General features: G+C 40.6%; 16 protein-coding genes. 10 read left to right on the top strand and 6 right to left on the bottom strand.

Annotated features, from left to right (window positions below):
- The first annotated feature begins 30 nt into the window (after nucleotides 1–30).
- The gene (locus BC751_RS17460) at nucleotides 31–1,626 is read left to right on the top strand and encodes a phytoene desaturase family protein (protein WP_130276748.1); all 1,596 of its coding nucleotides are present in this window, start codon (nucleotides 31–33) and stop codon (nucleotides 1,624–1,626) included.
- A gap of 239 nt (nucleotides 1,627–1,865) precedes the next feature.
- Here BC751_RS17460 and BC751_RS17455 read toward each other — a convergent pair whose 3' ends face one another.
- A complete protein-coding gene (locus tag BC751_RS17455; RefSeq protein WP_130276747.1) occupies nucleotides 1,866–2,747 on the bottom strand; it encodes an ATP-grasp domain-containing protein in 882 nt (293 codons plus the stop codon).
- A 105-nt stretch (nucleotides 2,748–2,852) separates the two neighbouring features.
- Here BC751_RS17455 and BC751_RS17450 point away from each other — a divergent pair, with 105 nt between their 5' ends.
- Nucleotides 2,853–3,599: a polyprenol monophosphomannose synthase gene (locus BC751_RS17450; RefSeq protein ID WP_130276746.1), complete on the top strand. Its 747-nt coding sequence runs from the start codon at nucleotides 2,853–2,855 to the stop codon at nucleotides 3,597–3,599.
- On the opposite strand, the gene BC751_RS17445 is transcribed toward BC751_RS17450, so the two are convergent.
- The gene (locus BC751_RS17445) at nucleotides 3,583–4,800 is read right to left on the bottom strand and encodes an ABC transporter permease (RefSeq protein WP_130277629.1); all 1,218 of its coding nucleotides are present in this window, start codon (nucleotides 4,798–4,800) and stop codon (nucleotides 3,583–3,585) included. The two genes, BC751_RS17450 and BC751_RS17445, sit on opposite strands and share 17 nt — an antisense overlap.
- Before the next feature lie 40 nt (nucleotides 4,801–4,840).
- On the opposite strand from BC751_RS17445, the gene BC751_RS17440 reads away from it, so the two are divergent.
- On the top strand, nucleotides 4,841–6,040 hold the full coding sequence (locus tag BC751_RS17440) for an exo-beta-N-acetylmuramidase NamZ family protein (RefSeq protein WP_130276745.1): 1,200 nt from the start codon (nucleotides 4,841–4,843) through the stop codon (nucleotides 6,038–6,040).
- 237 nt (nucleotides 6,041–6,277) lie between these two features.
- Here BC751_RS17440 and BC751_RS17435 read toward each other — a convergent pair whose 3' ends face one another.
- The 3 genes from BC751_RS17435 to BC751_RS17425 all read right to left on the bottom strand — a co-directional run bounded on the left by BC751_RS17435 (nucleotide 6,278) and on the right by BC751_RS17425 (nucleotide 9,101).
- On the bottom strand, nucleotides 6,278–7,246 hold the full coding sequence (locus BC751_RS17435; RefSeq protein WP_130277628.1) for an Acg family FMN-binding oxidoreductase: 969 nt from the start codon (nucleotides 7,244–7,246) through the stop codon (nucleotides 6,278–6,280).
- Between the two features lie 41 nt (nucleotides 7,247–7,287).
- A complete protein-coding gene (locus BC751_RS17430) occupies nucleotides 7,288–7,905 on the bottom strand; it encodes an outer membrane beta-barrel protein (RefSeq protein ID WP_130276744.1) in 618 nt (205 codons plus the stop codon).
- 173 nt (nucleotides 7,906–8,078) lie between these two features.
- Nucleotides 8,079–9,101: an alkaline phosphatase D family protein gene (locus BC751_RS17425; protein WP_242617517.1), complete on the bottom strand. Its 1,023-nt coding sequence runs from the start codon at nucleotides 9,099–9,101 to the stop codon at nucleotides 8,079–8,081.
- 256 nt (nucleotides 9,102–9,357) lie between these two features.
- Between BC751_RS17425 and BC751_RS17420 the strand changes: the two genes are divergently transcribed.
- The 3 genes from BC751_RS17420 to BC751_RS17410 all read left to right on the top strand — a co-directional run bounded on the left by BC751_RS17420 (nucleotide 9,358) and on the right by BC751_RS17410 (nucleotide 13,118).
- Nucleotides 9,358–11,109: a SulP family inorganic anion transporter gene (locus BC751_RS17420; protein WP_130276743.1), complete on the top strand. Its 1,752-nt coding sequence runs from the start codon at nucleotides 9,358–9,360 to the stop codon at nucleotides 11,107–11,109.
- Entirely contained in the window at nucleotides 11,109–11,726 is a 618-nt protein-coding gene (locus BC751_RS17415) for a carbonic anhydrase (protein WP_130276742.1), read from the top strand. The genes BC751_RS17420 and BC751_RS17415 overlap by 1 nt, the downstream gene beginning before the upstream one ends.
- Before the next feature lie 471 nt (nucleotides 11,727–12,197).
- A complete protein-coding gene (locus BC751_RS17410; protein WP_130274191.1) occupies nucleotides 12,198–13,118 on the top strand; it encodes an IS1595 family transposase in 921 nt (306 codons plus the stop codon).
- Nucleotides 13,119–13,231: 113 nt separating this feature from the next.
- Here BC751_RS17410 and BC751_RS17405 read toward each other — a convergent pair whose 3' ends face one another.
- A complete protein-coding gene (locus BC751_RS17405) occupies nucleotides 13,232–14,458 on the bottom strand; it encodes an IS4 family transposase (RefSeq protein WP_130273774.1) in 1,227 nt (408 codons plus the stop codon).
- Between the two features lie 524 nt (nucleotides 14,459–14,982).
- On the opposite strand from BC751_RS17405, the gene BC751_RS17400 reads away from it, so the two are divergent.
- The 4 genes from BC751_RS17400 (at nucleotide 14,983) to BC751_RS17385 (ending at nucleotide 18,278) form a co-directional block, all read left to right on the top strand.
- Complete coding sequence (locus tag BC751_RS17400; protein ID WP_130273826.1) at nucleotides 14,983–15,276, top strand: transposase; 294 nt, start codon at nucleotides 14,983–14,985, stop codon at nucleotides 15,274–15,276.
- Nucleotides 15,273–16,109 (top strand): IS3 family transposase, encoded by an 837-nt coding sequence (locus BC751_RS17395; RefSeq protein ID WP_130273825.1) that lies wholly within the window; start codon nucleotides 15,273–15,275, stop codon nucleotides 16,107–16,109. The genes BC751_RS17400 and BC751_RS17395 overlap by 4 nt, the downstream gene beginning before the upstream one ends.
- 167 nt (nucleotides 16,110–16,276) lie before the next feature.
- A complete protein-coding gene (locus BC751_RS17390) occupies nucleotides 16,277–16,945 on the top strand; it encodes an NHL repeat-containing protein (RefSeq protein ID WP_130276741.1) in 669 nt (222 codons plus the stop codon).
- A gap of 127 nt (nucleotides 16,946–17,072) precedes the next feature.
- Complete coding sequence (locus tag BC751_RS17385; protein ID WP_130274032.1) at nucleotides 17,073–18,278, top strand: IS256 family transposase; 1,206 nt, start codon at nucleotides 17,073–17,075, stop codon at nucleotides 18,276–18,278.
- Nucleotides 18,279–18,331 lie beyond the last annotated feature (53 nt).

Genomic DNA, 18,331 nt, shown 5'->3' with positions numbered 1-18,331 from the left:
ATTGCGCTATATTTAGATAAATGCTTTCCCATGCGCAATTTTCCTTCCTATAAACAAAGCAAACCATCCGGGCAATATGATGCGATTGTCATTGGTTCAGGACTGGGTGGACTGACTACTGCTGCTCTTCTTTCCCAAAATGGCAAAAAGGTACTGGTGCTGGAGAAGCATTATACCATTGGTGGCTTTACCCATGTATTCAAAAGGAAGGATTATGAATGGGACGTTGGCATTCATTATGTAGGGGATATACAATCCAAAAATAAATTGATGCCTAGGCTTTTCCAGTACATTACCGACGGGAAACTGCAATGGGAGGATATGGGGGAAGTGTACGACAGGATTGTTTTTGAAGATAAAACCTATGATTTGGTAAAAGGAAGGGAAAACCTGGTGTCAAAATTGAAATCTGAATTTGATACACCTGAAGATCAAGCCGCCATAGACCGCTACATGGAGGCTGTAAAAAATGTCATTAAGGCCAGCAGAAATTATTACAGCATGAAAGTGATTCCTGGTTGGCTGGGTAGATGGATTAGGAAATGGAATTCGCGGAAATTCCTCAAATATTCCGATAGGACTACTTTGGACATCTTGCGTTCTATTACAAAGAATGAAAAGCTGATAGGGGTACTCTGTGGGCAATATGGGGATTATGGCCTTCCGCCTGGCCAAAGCAGTTTTGCTATGCATGCGATTTTGGTCAGTCATTATTTTAATGGAGGATATTTCCCGGTGGGAGGTTCATCTAAAATTGCCGAATTCATTTATCCTCAAATCAAAGCAGGAGGAGGAGAGATCTACTCCAATGCCGAGGTCAAAGAAATCATCATGGAAGGCAATAAGGCTGTTGGGGTGCTAATGGCGGATGGTAATGAGCTGAAAGCAGAAAAAATTATCAGTAATGCCGGGGTTTTCAATACATTTCAGCGGTTGATCAATCCCCAACATCCGCTTCGTCCTAAGTTAGAACGTCAATTGAAAGGCCTAGCACCTTCTGTGGCACATATTTGCCTGTATATTGGACTGAAGAAAGATAGTCAGGAACTGCAATTGCCCAGGTCCAATTTTTGGATTTATCCGAGTTATGACCATGATAAGAATGTCCGGGAATATCTCGATAATCCGGAAGACAATCCATTTCCTGTAGTATATATCTCCTTTCCTTCAGCTAAAGATCCCGATTGGGAAAGACGTTATCCCGGAACTTCCACGATTGAAATTATCTCCTTGGCGCCTTATGATTGGTTTAAAAAGTGGGAAAATACCCGTTGGGGAAAAAGGGGAGAGGATTACGAGGCATTAAAAGAAAAATGGTCTCTTCGCTTGTTGGATAACCTTTACGGACAGCTGCCTCATCTTAGAGGAGAGATTGATTATTATGAACTATCCACCCCTTTGTCCACGAAGAACTTTACTGCTTACCAATCCGGAGAAATCTATGGACTGGACCACAGTCCTGCGAGGTTTCAGAATGAGTTCCTCACCCCACATACTCCCATTAAAAATTTATACCTTACTGGACAGGATATCGTTTCATGCGGTATTGGAGGGGCGCTCATGAGTGGTTTGATCACCTCATCTGCCATTTTGAGGAAAAACTTGATCAAAACCATTATCACTTGATTGGTATGGTTTTTTGAAATAAGTAAAGGAAAGGATGAAGGGACTGTGAGAAAGAAAGACTGAGAAATGAGGGAGGGGTTTAAAGTTTAATTGCTTAAAGTTTGAAGGGGTTTTGAGATAATGGTTTCAGTAGAGGGATTTTTTTTGATAAATTAAACCCTTATTCATTTGTTATTATGCGTTTCTGAAAGCGGATGGTGAATATTGGGTTTAGGACTTAATGGTAAAAAGGGAGTCAATTAGTGTAGTTTCTTAATCTTGTCCGCAATCGCCTTTTTGTAATTCTCTTGGGCTTTTTCTGAGGTGAACAAGAAAAGATAAGGCTCAATCAGTTCCAATTCCATCAGGTAAAATACTTCTTCTTTCCAAACCCCATCCACACGGGCATACAAGGTGCCTTGAGCAAAAGCATCTACAATTTGTTGCATGTAGCCCAATTCACGTTCAGTAGGTGCAATGGAATGGATTTCTCCGCCAAAGAAATGCTGCACCCGGAATTCGCCTTTTTTAGGACTTTTCAGCACAGCATGTGAAAACCTGCTGTTGAAAAAGATATAGGAATACTCACCTGTTTTGGCTACCTCATCCATGAAGGGTTGGATCATGAAATCCTCTTCTTCCAACCAAGCCTTAATTTCTTCTTCATATTCCTTCCGGTTGCTTTGCTTCAGTTTCAGGGTTTTTTTTGCACCTCCGCTGACTGTGGGCTTAATGACCAAAGTGTCTGAATTGAATATTTTAAAATACTCCTCCAAATTGAAGGTTTCCTTTTTCTTTAAAAAATGTGTAGGAACAATGGGGAAGCCTTTATCCTGAATATCTTTTAGATACCACTTGTCAGAATTCCAAAGAACGGTATCCATTGCATTCAAGGTCGGAATGTCAAGTTCCTGGATCTTTTGGCACCAGGTTCTGAATTCAGCGTAACGATCGAAATAATCCCAAGGGGATTTGATCAGGAGGAGTGAATAATCCTTCCAATTGACGTTGGGGTCAGACCAGATTTCGAAGGAAAAGTCTAAAGCCAGTTCTCCGAGCAACTTATCTACGAGTACATCCTCATTCACTTCGTTGGAGGCATAAGCCCCCTTGTTATCATAGGTAATGACAGCTATTTTCATTTTTTCGGACCCAATTCAGACCGCAATGATAAGGCAATTTTGGTATTTTTTGATTTTTAGGCTGAAAATCCCTGCTAGAAATCATATTTTTGAGCTTTGGATTTTATGGAAAAAGAAAAACTCGTCATCATTCCTACCTTCAATGAAAAGGAAAACATGGAGGACATGGTCCGTGCCATCATGGGGCTGGAAGGAGATTTTGAATTGCTGGTGATTGATGACAATTCTCCTGATGGTACTGCCGAAATTGTAAAGAGGCTGCAAAAGGAATTTCCGGAGAGGCTACACCTTATCCAAAGGACAGGTAAGTTGGGTTTGGGGACAGCTTATATTGAGGGATTCCGGTATGGTCTGATGAATGGGTATCAATTCATTTTTGAAATGGATGCTGATTTTTCGCATAATCCCCAGGACCTGATCCGTCTTTATAAGGCCTGCGCTGAGGAAGGATATGATTTGGCTATAGGTTCCCGCTATATCAAAGGAGTCAATGTGGTGAACTGGCCGATGGGCAGGGTACTGATGTCGTTTTTTGCCAGCAAATATGTTCAGTTCATTACGGGTATGCCTATCAAGGACGCTACAGCTGGCTTCAAATGCTACCATCGAAGGGTCCTCCAAGCCATTAATTTGGAGAAGATCAGATTTATTGGCTATGCTTTCCAAATAGAAATGAAATTTACTGCCTGGAAGCTGGGTTTTAAGATCATAGAAGTACCGATCATTTTTACTGACAGAACCAAAGGAACCTCAAAAATGAGTACCCATATTTTCCGTGAGGCGGTTTTTGGCGTGATTTACATGAAGGTAAAAAGTCTTTTTGTCCGCTACAGACCTAATCGAAGCGAATAGATTTTATCGGCTGTATGTTGCTGATGACCATTGCCGGAAGGAAAAGCACCAAGCTGGTTACAATTAAGACCAAAATGTTCAAAATGATAAATACAGGCCAGTTCCAATAAATGGGAACAAAGCTCATGTAGTAATTTTCAGGATCCAATGGGATGAGTCTGTACTTATCCTGGAGCCATCCAAAGCCCAAAGCAAGCGCATTTCCGATGAGCATTCCCCTGCCTATAATCCGGATCCCGTTCCATACAAAAATCTTCCTGATTTGACTATTTCTGGCCCCAAGGGCTTTTAATATCCCAATCATCTGGGTTCTTTCCATGATCAGGATAAAAAGGATAGAAACCATGTTGAATGCTGCCACAAACAGGATAAGCCCAAGGAAAATATACACATTGTTGTTGAGCAGGTGAAGCCAGTCAAATATTTCCATGTACTTGTCTGTAACTTTGACAAGTTTGAGGTCATAATCCAGCACTTCATAAAGTGGATCAACGTAATTTTCTAATTTCTTGGAATCTTTCACGAAAACTTCAAATCCACCCACTTGGTCTTCTGTCCAGCCATTGAGGTTACGGATGGTCTGAATGTCACCGATAATGATTTTATCATCAAAGTTTTCCAAAAGCGTTTCATAAAGCCCAACGATTTCTAGCCTTCTGAACCTGGGCGGATCCTGCACAAAATATATGGTCACCCTGTCACCTACATCCAATAAAAGCTTGTTGGCAATTTTGGCGCTCAGCAATACCTCATTGGAGGCAGAAGAATCAGAAAATTGTATAAAGCGTCCCTTTTTGATGGAGTTTCTGAAGGCCAAAGTATCAAATTCGGGTCCAACACCTTTCATCAATACCCCTTCTACTTCATTGTCTCCTTTGAGCAAACCGGCCTTATGGGCAAAGGTCTGCACATGGACTATATAGTCCTGGCTTGCATAATCGCGGAAAAAATCTGATTTCTTGGTGGTTGGGGATTCTTCGAAAGCATTGCCAGACATGAAACGCATGACCTGAAAATGCCCCGTAAAGGAAAAAACCTTATTGGAAATTTCATTTTGAAACCCTCCCAAAATCATAAAAGAAATCAGGGATATCGCTATCCCTATGGCTACAGAGGCCACTGCAATTCTATGGATGGTTCCGGTAAAACCGCCCGTCCTCTTAAAACTGATTCTTTTGGCAATGAAATAAGAAAGGTTCAAGGAATTTCTTAATTTGGTCGAAATCTTGCGCAAAATAACTATGAAGTCCTTCAAATTGATGATTCTTTTCAGTTTTTTAATGGCTTCTCTGGCTTTTTGTAAGAATCCTACAAAAAATTCAGAGGAAAAATCCATTGAAGTTCAAAAAATCATATTGCCTGCTGCAGATCAGCCTGAGGTGTATTTGCCTCTCTTAGAAGGGAAAAGGGTAGGGCTTGTAGTCAATCAGACCTCAATTTTGACCCAAAGCAACAACATGCATTTGGTGGACTTCCTCATGATGGAGGGAGTGGATGTGAAAAAAGTTTTTGTGCCGGAACACGGCTTCAGGGGAGATGCAGACGCAGGGGAAGCCATCAAATCTGAAGTGGACAAAAGCACAGGTCTGCCCATTGTATCATTGTATGGGGATAATAAAAAACCATCCAAAGAAAGCCTGAAGGATATTGATGTCCTGATTTACGATTTACAGGATGTAGGCATCCGGTTTTATACCTACATCAGCACCATGCATTATGTTATGGAAAGTTGCGCAGAGAATAAAATGCCCCTTCTGATATTTGACAGGCCTAATCCCAATGGAAACTATGTGGACGGCCCAGTCCTTAAAAAGGGTTTTGAAAGTTTTGTAGGAATGCATCCCATACCAGTAGTTCACGGGCTTACGGTAGGGGAGTTGGCAAAAATGATTAATGGAGAGGGATGGTTGAAAGGTGGGATTCAGGCGCCCATTGAGGTTATTCCGGTTAAAAATTGGGACCATAGCATGGCCTATTCTTTGCCGGTAAAGCCTTCGCCAAATCTTCCCAATGATACTGCTATCAGATTATATCCATCGCTTTGTTATTTCGAAGGAACTGATGTGTCTCTGGGTAGAGGAACCTATTTCCCGTTCCAGGTTTATGGCTATCCTGATCCCAAGTTTGGGGATTTTACCTTTACCCCGGTCAGTATTGTAGGCATGTCCAAAAATCCCCCACAGCAGGGTAAATTGTGTTATGGGGAAGATTTGCGAAATGAACCTTTAAACCATCAGTTTACTCTCAAATACCTGCTCAGGGCCTATGAACTGTCAGGGAAAAGAGAAAAGTTTTTCAATAATTTCTTTGATAAACTGGCAGGAACCGACCAATTGAGAAAGGATATCCTGGTAGGAAAAAAGGAGGATGAAATCCGCGCCGGCTGGCAGAAAGATCTGGAAGCTTATAGGGCAATTAGGGAAAAGTACAGGATATATTGATTTCGATAAGTAAGCATGAAAGGATTAATCTCAAACTTTAGGGTGATTTGCCAACAGCAGAGAATCCCTAAAGGGGATAAAGGTGGATAAGTATTTTTGGCTAAAGTCGGCGATTCCCAGAGAGATTTTAATTTTCATTCAACCTTGGGTAAGCAGACAGCCCATTTTGTATACAAGTCTCTTAATCCAAAATGGGCTGTCTGTTAAATATATGATAGGATGCTGATTGCTTTCTTCTTAAACCAATACCTCCTCCAAAGGCCTCCTGAAGGAGTAGGGCATTTTTTCAGAATAGCCCAATCTTATGAGTAACATGGGTTCCATACCATCTTTCAATTTCAGGTAAGCAGCGAGTTTTTTCCGAACAGGAACTTCCTCACAGGGCATATTCATGTGGGCATGGTGAACGCCCAATGCCGTAGCTTGGAGCATGGCCCGTTCGAAGCTTCGGCCTACATTGATCCAGGCTTTTTTATCATTCCGCTCAGCTATGAAAAGCATAAGTCCGGAAGAATTCAAAATCAGTTCTTCATATTTATGCGCTTCTTTTTCTGGGGAGATAGAAAGGCCCATGAAGATTTTACCCAGCCATTCTGGAACGGATGGATTTCCAGAAACTTTACTGGAAAGCCCGTCGCGTGTTTTTTCCGCTTTGCTTTCATTGAAACGGATCCAGTGCATCAATTCTTTTAAAAACTCCTTATTTTCGAATTGGCTGATAGCTCCTTCTTTGACAAATGGGGTAATCGACTTGATTTCTTCTGGCGCATTGAATACCAATACATTCACATCCTCTTGGAGGGCTGCTTTCTTTATTTTATTCCAATCTTCCTCGGGAATAGTTTTTCCATCATATTCATTTCTGGTACTTTGACGGATTGGAATACTTTCAAACAAACCATCTTGATTGATGGGAACTCCCTTTTCCAATGATACCACAATCCTTTCTTTTCCCGGATGTTCGAGGTGGAAGGAGACCTTGGTTTCCCAGTCAAACTGGTGGGCTGCGATCAAGAGGTTTTCCAAAGCGCATCCTAAACTGATAAATAAGGCGTGGTCATCTGCATCCACCACTGGCAATCTCCTGCTGTAATCAGGCAGAATCTCTATGGTATGGTCCATTACCTTGAACTTCCAAGGTTGGGTATTGTGTCCCGAAGGTGCTTTGATAGCACATTCCAAAATGGTTTTGATTTTAGTTTCCATGATGGTTGATTTTTTTATGTCAGCTTTTTGGTTCTATTCCTTCAAAAAATCCAAATTACACCAAGACCAAGTGAGATATATTTTAAATTGGCATCAACAGAGGAATTACCAAAAGGATATTCCCTAGAAAGGGATCTGTAACGGATGCTGGGCTGTATTTTCCAACGGTCAGCAAATGGAACGGTAAGCCCAGATTCCAGTTGCCATCCAAACCCGTGTCCTGTATCTCCGATGAGTTCCCCTTCATTGTTTTCCATTTCAATATGGTTCCAAAGTCCCCCGGTTCTAATGAATACTTTGGTGTCTCCGGTAATTCCTAGGGGGATAAAATATTGCAGCCCATAGGTATATCCCGTTTCTTCAAAATCCACATTGGGACCAGCGAAAGACTGATCTGAAGAAAATTTGTTCCATCCCCATCCTGCATATACACCAAAGTTTGAAATGAAATTGTAAGATACAATTCCATCAACGCCCAAACCGGTTTTTATAGGGGTATTACTGTTCATGTCCGCAACAGGAAAATTAGCCCCTGGCCTGAATTCCACTGTCCAGTTTTTTTGGCCCCAACTTCCATGGGAAAAGCCCATGAAGACTACATAGCACAAGCCGAACATCCAGAATCGGATGGTAGATAAATTTTTGAGAAAAGTTTTCATGTTTTAATTGGTTTGGATAAACCAAAGCTGGTCAAAAAATGAGATTTAAAGAATGACTAAAATCATATAAACGTTTGATTTTTAACCATGTAAGGTTAGTTATTAATGGAGTTTTCGATTTGAAATATGCCAAAGCAGGGGAGAGGAGACAGGGTCCGCTTCTATAGCTTGCATTACCTGATCGGTATTCTTTGTTCCAAATAAATCTGTCCTTGTTCACCCTTGATATAAAAAGTCATCCACTCATTTTCCCAATCCAGTTTTAGGGTTCCGTAGTGTAAGGAGGCGATCAAGTTCCCAATCCTGTACGGATTGTATTCCTCCCTGTAGCTTGACCAGGTATGGGTCATGCCACTGGATGTTATTTCAACAATACCCAAAGGAAACCTTTTGTCTTTTAATTGGGAAATTTCGGCGATATGCCTGTCCCCGCTAAGAAGTATGGGGTTTTTTACCTTAGAATTGGCAATCAGGTCTAGAAGTCTTTCCCTTTCATTGGGGAAGTTTGCCCATTTCTCAAATGGATGCTCAGTGGGAATAATCTGAATCCCTGAAGCAATGATGTTTATCCTTGCAGTACTGTTTTTAAGTTCCCTTTCCAACCAATTCCACTGTTCCTCTCCAAGGATTGTCCCATTCAGGTTGGGGAGATATTTTCCGCTTTCTCTGAACAAGGTATCCCTATGGTATCTGGTATCCAGTAAGATGACCTTTATTGAATTTTCGCCAATCCCATAGGTGTAGGAAGCATAGGCCCCCTCTTGTTTTCTTCTTGGACTGTCTTTAGGCTCATCCAGAAAATCTAAAAGGATTTGCTGGGACTCTTTCTTCTTTCCATAATACTTTCCCCCATCATTGATTCCATAGTCGTGGTCGTCCCAAATTCCTATGACGGAAGTATTTAATCTTAACCTGCGATAATCTATCAGATCTTTCTGTTGGGAATATTTTTCATTCAAAAGGGCCATTTCATGGGTGTCCCCATAAATTATATCCCCTAACCATATCCAAATGTCAGGGTCGTCCGCTATGATGGAATTCCAAAGAGGCTGTGGAAGATCATGTTTATTGCATGAACCAAAGCTGATGGTTTCTACAAAAATTTTACCTCCTTTTTTGTTTTGGGCATTAATTTCCACAACCAAGGCCAACATGAAAATACAGAAGAAAACCGGTTTCAGGACTCTTTTTAGCATATTGAATCATTATCTCTCTGGAAATTCATCAAATGATTACAATTCTCAATTTCAATTCAGAGAATTTGATTAAAAGATAAAATTGGCTTAATGTGAACATAATAAATGGAAACCATTCAAGAGGATTCCTTTACATCTGCCTAACATGTAACAAACATCACCAAAAAACAGGGGGAAAGTTTGGACTTTTGTTTATCCAATTGGGAAAATCATGATTTCCCAGATGTAAATTCATTAAATTAGAGAAAAACAGAACATGAATAAAAGTATTGCCGCTAAGATCAAGGGATTCTTTCCCATTTTGGATTGGTTGCCAAATTATAAAAAGTCTGACCTCCAAGGTGACCTTTCTGCCGGCCTTACAGTAGGGATCATGTTGATTCCCCAAGGGATGGCCTATGCCATGCTTGCCGGACTGGAACCCATTCATGGGCTTTATGCCGTTACAGTCCCCCTTTTGTTGTATGCCATTTTCGGTACATCCCGGCAGCTGGCTGTTGGGCCCGTAGCCATGGTGTCATTATTGACAGCAGCAGGGATTGCCAGTTTGAATCCAGCTTCCCCCGAGCAATATTTGCTTTACGCACTTTCTTTGGCTTTTTTGGTAGGGCTTATCCAGTTTGGAATGGGATTGCTTCGATTGGGGTTTGTTGTCAATTTTCTTTCCCACCCCGTAATCAATGGTTTTACTTCTGCAGCAGCGATCATCATAGGATTGAGCCAGGTCAAGCACCTTTTCAGGATCAACCTTCCCAATTCTGAACATATCCAGGAAATGGTGGTAGCCATCGCCCAGAATATCGGGGACATACACTGGCTGACTTTTGGGATCGGCGTGTTAGGGATCATCATTATCAAGTATGGTAAAAAAATCCATAAAAGCTTCCCCGCACCATTAGTAGCTGTTATTGTGGGTATTGCATTGGTAGCAGGTTTTGATCTGACTTCCCAAGGGGTGAAGATTGTAGGCAATGTGCCAAGTGGCTTGCCTACCATGTCCTCTCCTTCATTTGATATGGAAGTTTGGAGTACTTTATTGCCTATCGCATTGACCATTTCACTGGTAGGTTTTGCGGAAAGTTTTGCCGTAGCCAAAACCATTCAGGCAAAGCACAAAAACTACCGATTGGATGCCAATCAGGAGTTGATCGGATTGGGTATGGCCAATTTCGGAGCTGCGTTTTTCAAAGGTTATCCCGTAACAGGAGGATTTTCCAGGACAGCGGTCAATAATGATGCCGGCGCAAAAACCGCTTTGGCATCTATCTTTAGTGCTGTTTTGATTGTGTTAACCTTGTTATTCTTTACCGGATTATTCTACAACCTTCCAAGTGCCATTTTGGCGGCTGTGGTTTTGGTAGCGGTATCCGGATTGATTGACTATAAAGAGCCTATTCATTTATGGCATAAGGACAAATCAGACTTCGCCATGTTGATTGCCACCTTTATCATCACGCTGACCTTGGGTATTGAAACAGGAATTATTTCAGGTATGGTGTTGTCACTTATCGTGGTAATTTACAGGGCTTCAAGACCTCATATGGCCCAATTGGGAAGGGTTCCGGGCACCAATATATTTAGGAACGTGAAAAGGTTTAATAACCTGATCGAAAGGGATGATTTACTGATGATCAGGGTGGATGGTCCAATATATTTTGCCAATGTGGAGTATATCAAGGACAAGATTGATAAATGGATTGCCAAAAAGAATGACAAAGTCAAAATGATAGTATTCAATATGGAATCTGTAACCAATATCGATAGTACAGGAGCCCATGAATTGAATGAATGGATCAATACCTGGAGAAAGTCAGGAATAGATGTATGTATGAGCAGTATTAAAGGTCCAGTCAGGGATGTACTTAACAGATGGGGGATACTGGAATCTGTTGGTTCAGACCATGTCTTCCTTGATGACAATTCTGCTGTGGCTGCCTTTGATCATGAATTGGATACAGAATTTCTGGAAAAATATTCACCTTACGCGATACAAACCGATTCTAAATAATGTGCCAGATAGATCTCAATAAATACCTCGAATACAATAAACAATGGGCAGCTGAAACATTGGCTTCCCATAAAGGATATTTTGATAGCCTCAAGGAAGGTCAAGCACCCAAGGCGCTTTTGTTGGGTTGTTCTGACAGTAGAGTTTCACCCTCCAAGGTTCTGGGTACGGATTTAGGAGACCTGTTTATTCACAGGAACATTGCCAATCTGGTTTCTCATACTGACCTGAATTTCCTTTCAGTCATGCAGTATGCAGTAGAAAATCTGGGAATCAGGGACATCATTGTCTATGGCCACTATGGCTGTGGAGGGATAAAAACTGCCTACGAGAACAATAACAATGGATTGATAGATAACTGGTTGGCAACTATCAAAGATGTGATCCGTCACCATAAGGCTGAATTAGATTTGATTGCAGATGAAAATGAAAGATTGAATAAGTTGGTGGAGTTGAATGTTTTGGAACAGATACAGAACATCAAGCAAACATCCATTTACAAAAATGCGATTGCCAGAGGTGATAAAATTAATCTACATGCCTGGGTGTTTGATTTCTCTACAGGCTTGGTCCATGACCTGAAAAAGAAATACAATATTGTTCCGACAACAGTTTGATATATTGATTGACATATGAAAATGAAGAAAATGCCGCCTTCTGGGCGGCATTTTTTTTTTTGCATTCAGGAGCACTGCTCTTCGGGATTGCAAATCCCTAAGAGCGATTTAAAGGATTTTCCAATCCTTCCTTTTTTATGTGGCTTCTAAGCGCACTTAAAATCCTATTGTCCACTTCTTGAAACTTTAATTTTCGTGAAATTTCGAGGTTAAACCTAAAAAAAACATAATAAAACTTGCTTTTTAATTGTGAGGGATGGTATTTTTAACTGAAAGTTTAATAATACGGATTTTTAACTTTTTTGGAATAAAAATCTGCCAAGCATAGTGCAAAAGAGATTGTTTCAAATTTATTTATATGAATATCCGCCTACATACAAGTGGGCAAATTTTATACTTTGACAATAAGTGTCAATAACTTTCAGGGCTGAATTGTAAGTGTTTAATTGGCTGTAAATAAATAAGAAGGCCATGAATATTCTACAATTCAATGAAAGATATCCTGATGAGGCAAGTTGCATCCATTACTTGAAGGAACAAAGGGAAAGAGAAGGTGTCATTTGCAAGAATTGTAATTCCAAGGATCACTACTGGCTTAATTCTCTCAATATGTTCCAATGTAAACATTGTAAATTTAGGACAGGACTGAAAAATGGTACTATTATGGAAAACAGCAAGTTACCATTGAGGACTTGGTTGCTTGCAATGACTCTTGTAAGCGCAACCAAGAAGGGATTTAGCTGCCTTGAACTACAGAGGCAGATGGGTCATAGCAGATACGAGACTGTTTTCAGACTGTATCACAAGCTCCGGGAAGCAATGGGTAAACGTGACAGCCAATATAAACTAGAAGATATGGTTGAATATGATGAGGCTTTTGTAAGCAAGGCAACAAAATCTTCGGAAAAGACGAAGCTGAAGAAAGGCCGTGGAAGCCAAAAACAAGCTACTGTCGCTGTTATGGCTGAATCATCTATTCTTGAAGACCTAATTACTGGAGAAAAGGACAAAAGCTGCAGATATTTCAAGATGGTCAAAATAGATAACTTGAAGGCAAAAACAGCCGAAAAACTGATAAAAGGACTGATTGACAAAAAAGCCGTGCTCCAAACTGATGAAAGTACGACTTATGCTAACCTAGAAGATTGTATCGATGTTCACGTGAGCGAATTATCTTCCACAAAAGAGGGCAAGTTCAACCTCAAATGGGCACATATAGCAATAAGCAACCTTAAAAGGGATTTACAGAAGTACCATATGGTTTCAGAAAAGATGCTTCAAAACTATCTCAATGAATTCTGTTATAAACTAAACCGAAGATACTTTGGTAAAAAACTCTTTGATAGACTTGTTATTGCGAGCATTTGCCCCTACTTGTATACAAGCGGATAATCATATTTATTTATATAAAAAATTACTGTCGTCCGACTAAAATAAGAAATTTAAAATAAAGTCCTCTAATGAAGTTTTAGAGGTGTTTTTTGTTGAAAGTCAAAAAGCACCCCCTATCCGGAAAGGAATAATTGGGTTTGTACATTTTGGATGTCTTTTTGAAATATACTTTTAAAGTAAGCTTCAGGAAAAAGTAGGAACTTTTCAAGACTGACGTAGGAGCAAAGATTTTTTGCGGCTACCATGACCATGGTCGAGAAGTCTTCAGCCTCTTTTATCCGCTTATGTAGAACTGTAAACAGGAGGTTGAGTATCAATGCCACCCAAATCTGGATTTTGATCCCGTTCTCGCTGTCCGACAAAAAATATCTGAGTTCAAAATTCTGCTTGATCTGCTTGAAAAGCACTTCGATAACCCACCTGTTCTTATAGAGAAGAGCTATGGTTAGGGCATCCAATCCCTTAAGATTGGTGATAAACTCCAGCGTTTCACCGCTTTCAGGGTCAGCATAAACCACCAGTCTGGCTTCAACTGTCCGAGAAACTCCCTTCTCCCTGTAGCTCAGTGAGATAATCTGGTCCTTGATGATGTCCAAGGCATGCGTACAGTCAAACTCACTGACCACTTCATATCTTGCATTGTCTTTTTTTCTGGTCACAAAATATCTGTTTGAACTGTCCCACTTTTCAAAGCAGGAATAGCGGTTATATCCTTTGTCGAAAACAGCTATCCCGTGCTCAGGCAGATCCATCACTTTTAAAAACATATTTTCATTTGTGGCCGCAGAACGGATACATATGAAGTTGGGAACGCCTTCTGCCAGATTCATTTTGGCAAATATCTTGGCACCACCTTTTTTCTTTCCGTTCAGGGGATTGCGTCCGGCCCCTCTGAGGATTTCCTTGAACAGCGTGACCGTTGAGGAATCAAAAACCTCAACACGGCTGAGGTCGACCTCTCCACCGATATCGAGCCAATTTCCTACCAAAGATGCCCTATAGTATGAATACAGCCCTTTGTATAGTTGTTCAAAAACACGATAACTGCGTTTACGGTTTGCATCAGAAAGGGTACTCCTGGCAGGTAGCTGCTTCATTCCAAAAGGAATAAGCTTGGTTATGATCAGGCCGATGTTTTTGCAGACCTCTCTAAGACTGCTGTTTCTGGTCAACACCGCATAAAACATGCAGATGAAGTGATCACTTGTTTTGAGTTTCTTGTAGTACCTATCCGAGTTTTCTTCCTCAACGACCTGATTCAATAGCTCTTTGGGAATAAGAGAGAGGAGTTGAGCGATAATAGGATGCCCAGACAAAAATTTATGCTTAAATTGTGTCACGTTGTTGGTTCTTGGTCGAAACAACAATATGAAAAAGATGGGTAAGCTCCAAAAGGGCTGCCCATCTTTGATTTTTGTACTATTCTAGGATTTTATTTTTTATATTGCCTCAGTTCTCGGACGACAGTAATAAAAAATCATTAAAAAATGGCTTATTGGCTCTTGGTGTTTTCTCGGCCTTTATGTTTCAAATTAATTATGCAAATGCAGTTGAATGCAAATTAGTAAAAATCAATCCGGACAGAGTAACTGCTGTTTATGATTGTGATGGGAAATTAGTCACAGTTGTAAGACCTGTTACTGTTAGATGAAATTGATTTGATTATTAATGGTAATGGATGGGTGTTTAATTTATTAAACACCTGTCCTTTTTAATGAAGGAACATGCGCAATAAATATTTATTATTCTTGCTAATCTGTTTATCTTGTGTGAAACAAGAGCGGAAAAATAATTTATTTTCTATAATACTCCCCAAAATTGAGACCAGAGGTTAAGTTAAAAAAAACTGTTTAAATTTAACCTTATGAACAAGCAAACAAGACGAAAGTTTTCTCCTGAGTTCAAGGCAAAAGTAGCCCTTGAAGCAATCAAGAATCAGTTTACATTGGCTGAATTGTCCAAGAAGTTCGATGTTAGCCCTGTGATTATATCCAAGTGGAAGGGTGAGTTTTTGGATAATATGTCAGCTGTATTTGAAAAGGAGCATTCAAAGAAAAAGGAAGAAGGCCCTGCCCTTGAGCAGCTCTATGCCCAGATCGGAGAGCTAAAAGTAGAGAATGACTTTTTAAAAAAAAGCTGCAAGAAACTGGGGATATGAAAGATCGGGCGACATTGATTTGTTCTGATTATAAGGGGCTGTCTATAAGGAGACAGTGTGAAGTATTGGAGGTTCCCCGAAGCAGTCTATATTACAAACCAAAAGGGGAAAACGAGGTCAATCTGAAACTTATGGGAATCATGGACAGGCATCTTACCGATCACCCTACTGAAGGCGTTGTGTCGATGGTCTATCTGTTGACAGGACTGGGCTTCGTTGTCGGCCCAAAGCGCATCAGGAGGCTTTTCAGGCTGATGGGCAGGGAAACCCTTTACAGGAGGAAGAACCTTACCAAATCCGGTTTGCGTGAATATATCAGGCCTTATCTTCTCAGGAACTTAAAGATTGAAAGACCCAACCAAGTGTGGGTAACCGATATCACCTACATTCCGATGCAGAAGGGGTTTATGTTCCTGACCGCAGTCATGGATGTTTACAGCAGAAGGATACTGTCATGGGGTATATCCAACAGTCAGGACGCCAAATGGTGTAAGCAGGTAATCGAAGAGGCCATCAGAGAATATGGTAAGCCAGAGATAGTCAATTCCGATCAGGGAAGCCAGTACACATCAGCCTTATGGATCAATTACCTTGAAGGGCTGGATATCAAAGTATCAATGGACGGAAAGGGAAGGGCTTTGGACAATGTATATATTGAAAGGTTCTGGAAGTCGATCAAGTATGATTACATCTATCTGAACCCAAGCGAGGACGGTTATGACCTGCTCAAAGGTGTCAAAAAGTATATTGAATATTACAACCAAAAGGTCCATCATACCACCAGGGAGAAGCCCGGGGAAAGGTATTTTGGGGCAACCCAAAAAGCAGCATAAAGCAAAAGTTAGTTGTCTTATTTCCCAAGGGTCCCCTTGGGAAATAGGACAACTAAGGATATATTAACAAATAAATAAATTAACTTAGCAACTGATACTTTTGGTCCAACAAATGGGGAGTATTATACACAAAAGAAAAAATTTTCAAAATAACCTGGGATGGCAAATTGGCTGGGGAGTTACCTATAAAGCATCAACTTCCCAATCATAAAACAGAATATGATGGGGTTTTTAAGGTATTAGATAAGGGTATTTATGTAAGTTCAGTTTACAATGGAACCCTTAAGGAATATTTTAAGAATTCAACGCTGGTTTCATTTTTTGATCATAATGGGAATTTTATTGAAGGTTTTGGTGAATTTCCTAAAGCTTATCTTGGGGGAAATTTAGTACCATCAAAAACAGAAAATATAATTGTAGATGATAAAAATTCTTATGTTTTAAATGTTTTGGGTATTCCGCAATTGAAGGTCTATGATGAAAATGGGCAATTTCAACTTGAGTTGACTTGGAAGAGTAAGCAATTTGATTCAAAGATCAATTTTTTTGATAATGACCCTTTTGAATGGGATTTTAATGATCAATGGATAGGCCTTCATCAATTGACTAAAGAAAATAAAAATTACCTAATAACTAGCATGGTTTTGTTTAAAGACAAAGACTGGCAGACTGGCTTGAATAGTTTTGAATGGTACTTAGTGGTTTTAGATTTACTTAACCGAACTTTTTCTGAGGTGAAGTTAGGTGGAAAAGAGTTAGTCGGAAATCCATATTTGGTTTTTTCATGGGACTATGACACAAACTGTGTAAGTTGGTTTCACTACTTACGAAGTTAAAGTTAAACCTCGAAATTCTCTGTGTGATTTAGAAGAAATCGCACAGGGAATTTGAGGAACCCGCGGTAGGCGCCCCCCGGTCTGTGTGTGGACAATTTCTTACCTTTATAACACACAGATTACAAAAATGAAAAAAGAAGATCTCCTAAATGATGACTTCCTCAAGCAGTTCAGGACTGCCGGGGAGCTTAATTCCTTCCTTCAACAGCTTCAGAAAAGAGCCGTTGAGAAAATGCTTGAAGGCGAGCTGGATGCCCATCTTGGCTATGAAAAGCATCAGAATTCCGATAATCCCAATTCAAGGAACGGCTATTCCACCAAAACAATAAAAAACACATTTGGGGAAGCTGAAATCAGAGTCCCAAGAGACAGGGACGGCAGCTTTGAGCCTGCCCTTGTGCCCAAACGCAGAAGCATGGCGGAGGGCGTTGAAAACGTGATCATTTCCATGTATGCCAAGGGAATGTCAAACCAGGACATCGAAGAACAGATCCGGGAGCTTTATGACATCAATGTTTCCTCCTCCACCATCTCAAGGGTTACCGGTGCCGTAGCGGAGGATATTGTTGCATGGAGAAACAGGCCGCTTGACCCTGTATACCTGATCGTTTGGATGGATGGTATATCCTTCAAAGTCAGGGAGAACTCCAAAGTGGTCAACAAGACCGTTTATATTGCCGTTGGCCTCAGAACTAACGGCCTTAAAGAGATCCTAGGCCTTTGGCTTGGCAAGAATGAATCTTCGGCTTTCTGGATGGGGGTACTCACCGACCTGAAAGCCAGAGGGGTTGAAGATATTCTCATAACGGCAACTGACAACCTGAACGGGTTTACTGATACGATAAAAGCTTCATTCCCCCAATCAGTCACTCAGATATGTGTCGTCCACCAGATCAGAAACGCATGTAGATATGTCGCATGGAAAGACCGCAGGGCGTTTACAAGGGATATGAAGGAAATTTATACCGCCCCTACAAAAGATGCTGCTTGGGCTGCCCTGAACGATTTTGCCAAAAAATGGGAATCCAAATACGCTTATGCCATCAAAAGCTGGAGGGACAACTGGGATGAACTCACCGTTTTCTTCGATTACCCGGCTGAAATCCGTAAAATCATCTATACCACCAACCTGATTGAAAATCTCAATGGAAAGATCAGAAAATACACCAAAAACAAGCTCTCTTTCCCGACAGATGATGCCGTAATGAAGTCTGTTTTCCTGGCTGCAAGAGAAGCATCGAAAAAATGGACTATGCCTATCAGAGACTGGGGAGCTATTCTTAACAGTTTCCTGCTTATATTTGGTGATAGGGTCAGGCTTCTTGATACCTGACAATAAAACCATAATTTGAAGTTTACACACTTATCGGGATAGTGTCTTTTTCA

This window comes from Cecembia calidifontis (genome assembly GCF_004216715.1).
Taxonomy (GTDB): domain Bacteria; phylum Bacteroidota; class Bacteroidia; order Cytophagales; family Cyclobacteriaceae; genus Cecembia_A; species Cecembia_A calidifontis.
The sequence above is the reverse complement of the archived record's forward strand: the minus strand, read 5'-3'. Positions and strand labels throughout refer to the sequence as shown.

Excerpts from the sequence above, each read along its gene's own strand:
- BC751_RS17415 (WP_130276742.1), top strand. The coding sequence starts at position 11,109 with ATGTGCCAGATAGATCTCAATAAATACCTCGAATACAATAAACAATGG.
- BC751_RS17455 (WP_130276747.1), bottom strand. The coding sequence starts at position 2,747 with ATGAAAATAGCTGTCATTACCTATGATAACAAGGGGGCTTATGCCTCC.
- BC751_RS17440 (WP_130276745.1), top strand. The coding sequence starts at position 4,841 with ATGAAGTCCTTCAAATTGATGATTCTTTTCAGTTTTTTAATGGCTTCT.
- BC751_RS17410 (WP_130274191.1), top strand. The coding sequence starts at position 12,198 with ATGAATATTCTACAATTCAATGAAAGATATCCTGATGAGGCAAGTTGC.
- BC751_RS17425 (WP_242617517.1), bottom strand. The coding sequence starts at position 9,101 with ATGCTAAAAAGAGTCCTGAAACCGGTTTTCTTCTGTATTTTCATGTTG.
- BC751_RS17430 (WP_130276744.1), bottom strand. The coding sequence starts at position 7,905 with ATGAAAACTTTTCTCAAAAATTTATCTACCATCCGATTCTGGATGTTC.
- BC751_RS17450 (WP_130276746.1), top strand. The coding sequence starts at position 2,853 with ATGGAAAAAGAAAAACTCGTCATCATTCCTACCTTCAATGAAAAGGAA.
- BC751_RS17420 (WP_130276743.1), top strand. The coding sequence starts at position 9,358 with ATGAATAAAAGTATTGCCGCTAAGATCAAGGGATTCTTTCCCATTTTG.
- BC751_RS17395 (WP_130273825.1), top strand. The coding sequence starts at position 15,273 with ATGAAAGATCGGGCGACATTGATTTGTTCTGATTATAAGGGGCTGTCT.
- BC751_RS17400 (WP_130273826.1), top strand. The coding sequence starts at position 14,983 with ATGAACAAGCAAACAAGACGAAAGTTTTCTCCTGAGTTCAAGGCAAAA.
- BC751_RS17435 (WP_130277628.1), bottom strand. The coding sequence starts at position 7,246 with ATGGAAACTAAAATCAAAACCATTTTGGAATGTGCTATCAAAGCACCT.
- BC751_RS17385 (WP_130274032.1), top strand. The coding sequence starts at position 17,073 with ATGAAAAAAGAAGATCTCCTAAATGATGACTTCCTCAAGCAGTTCAGG.
- BC751_RS17460 (WP_130276748.1), top strand. The coding sequence starts at position 31 with ATGCGCAATTTTCCTTCCTATAAACAAAGCAAACCATCCGGGCAATAT.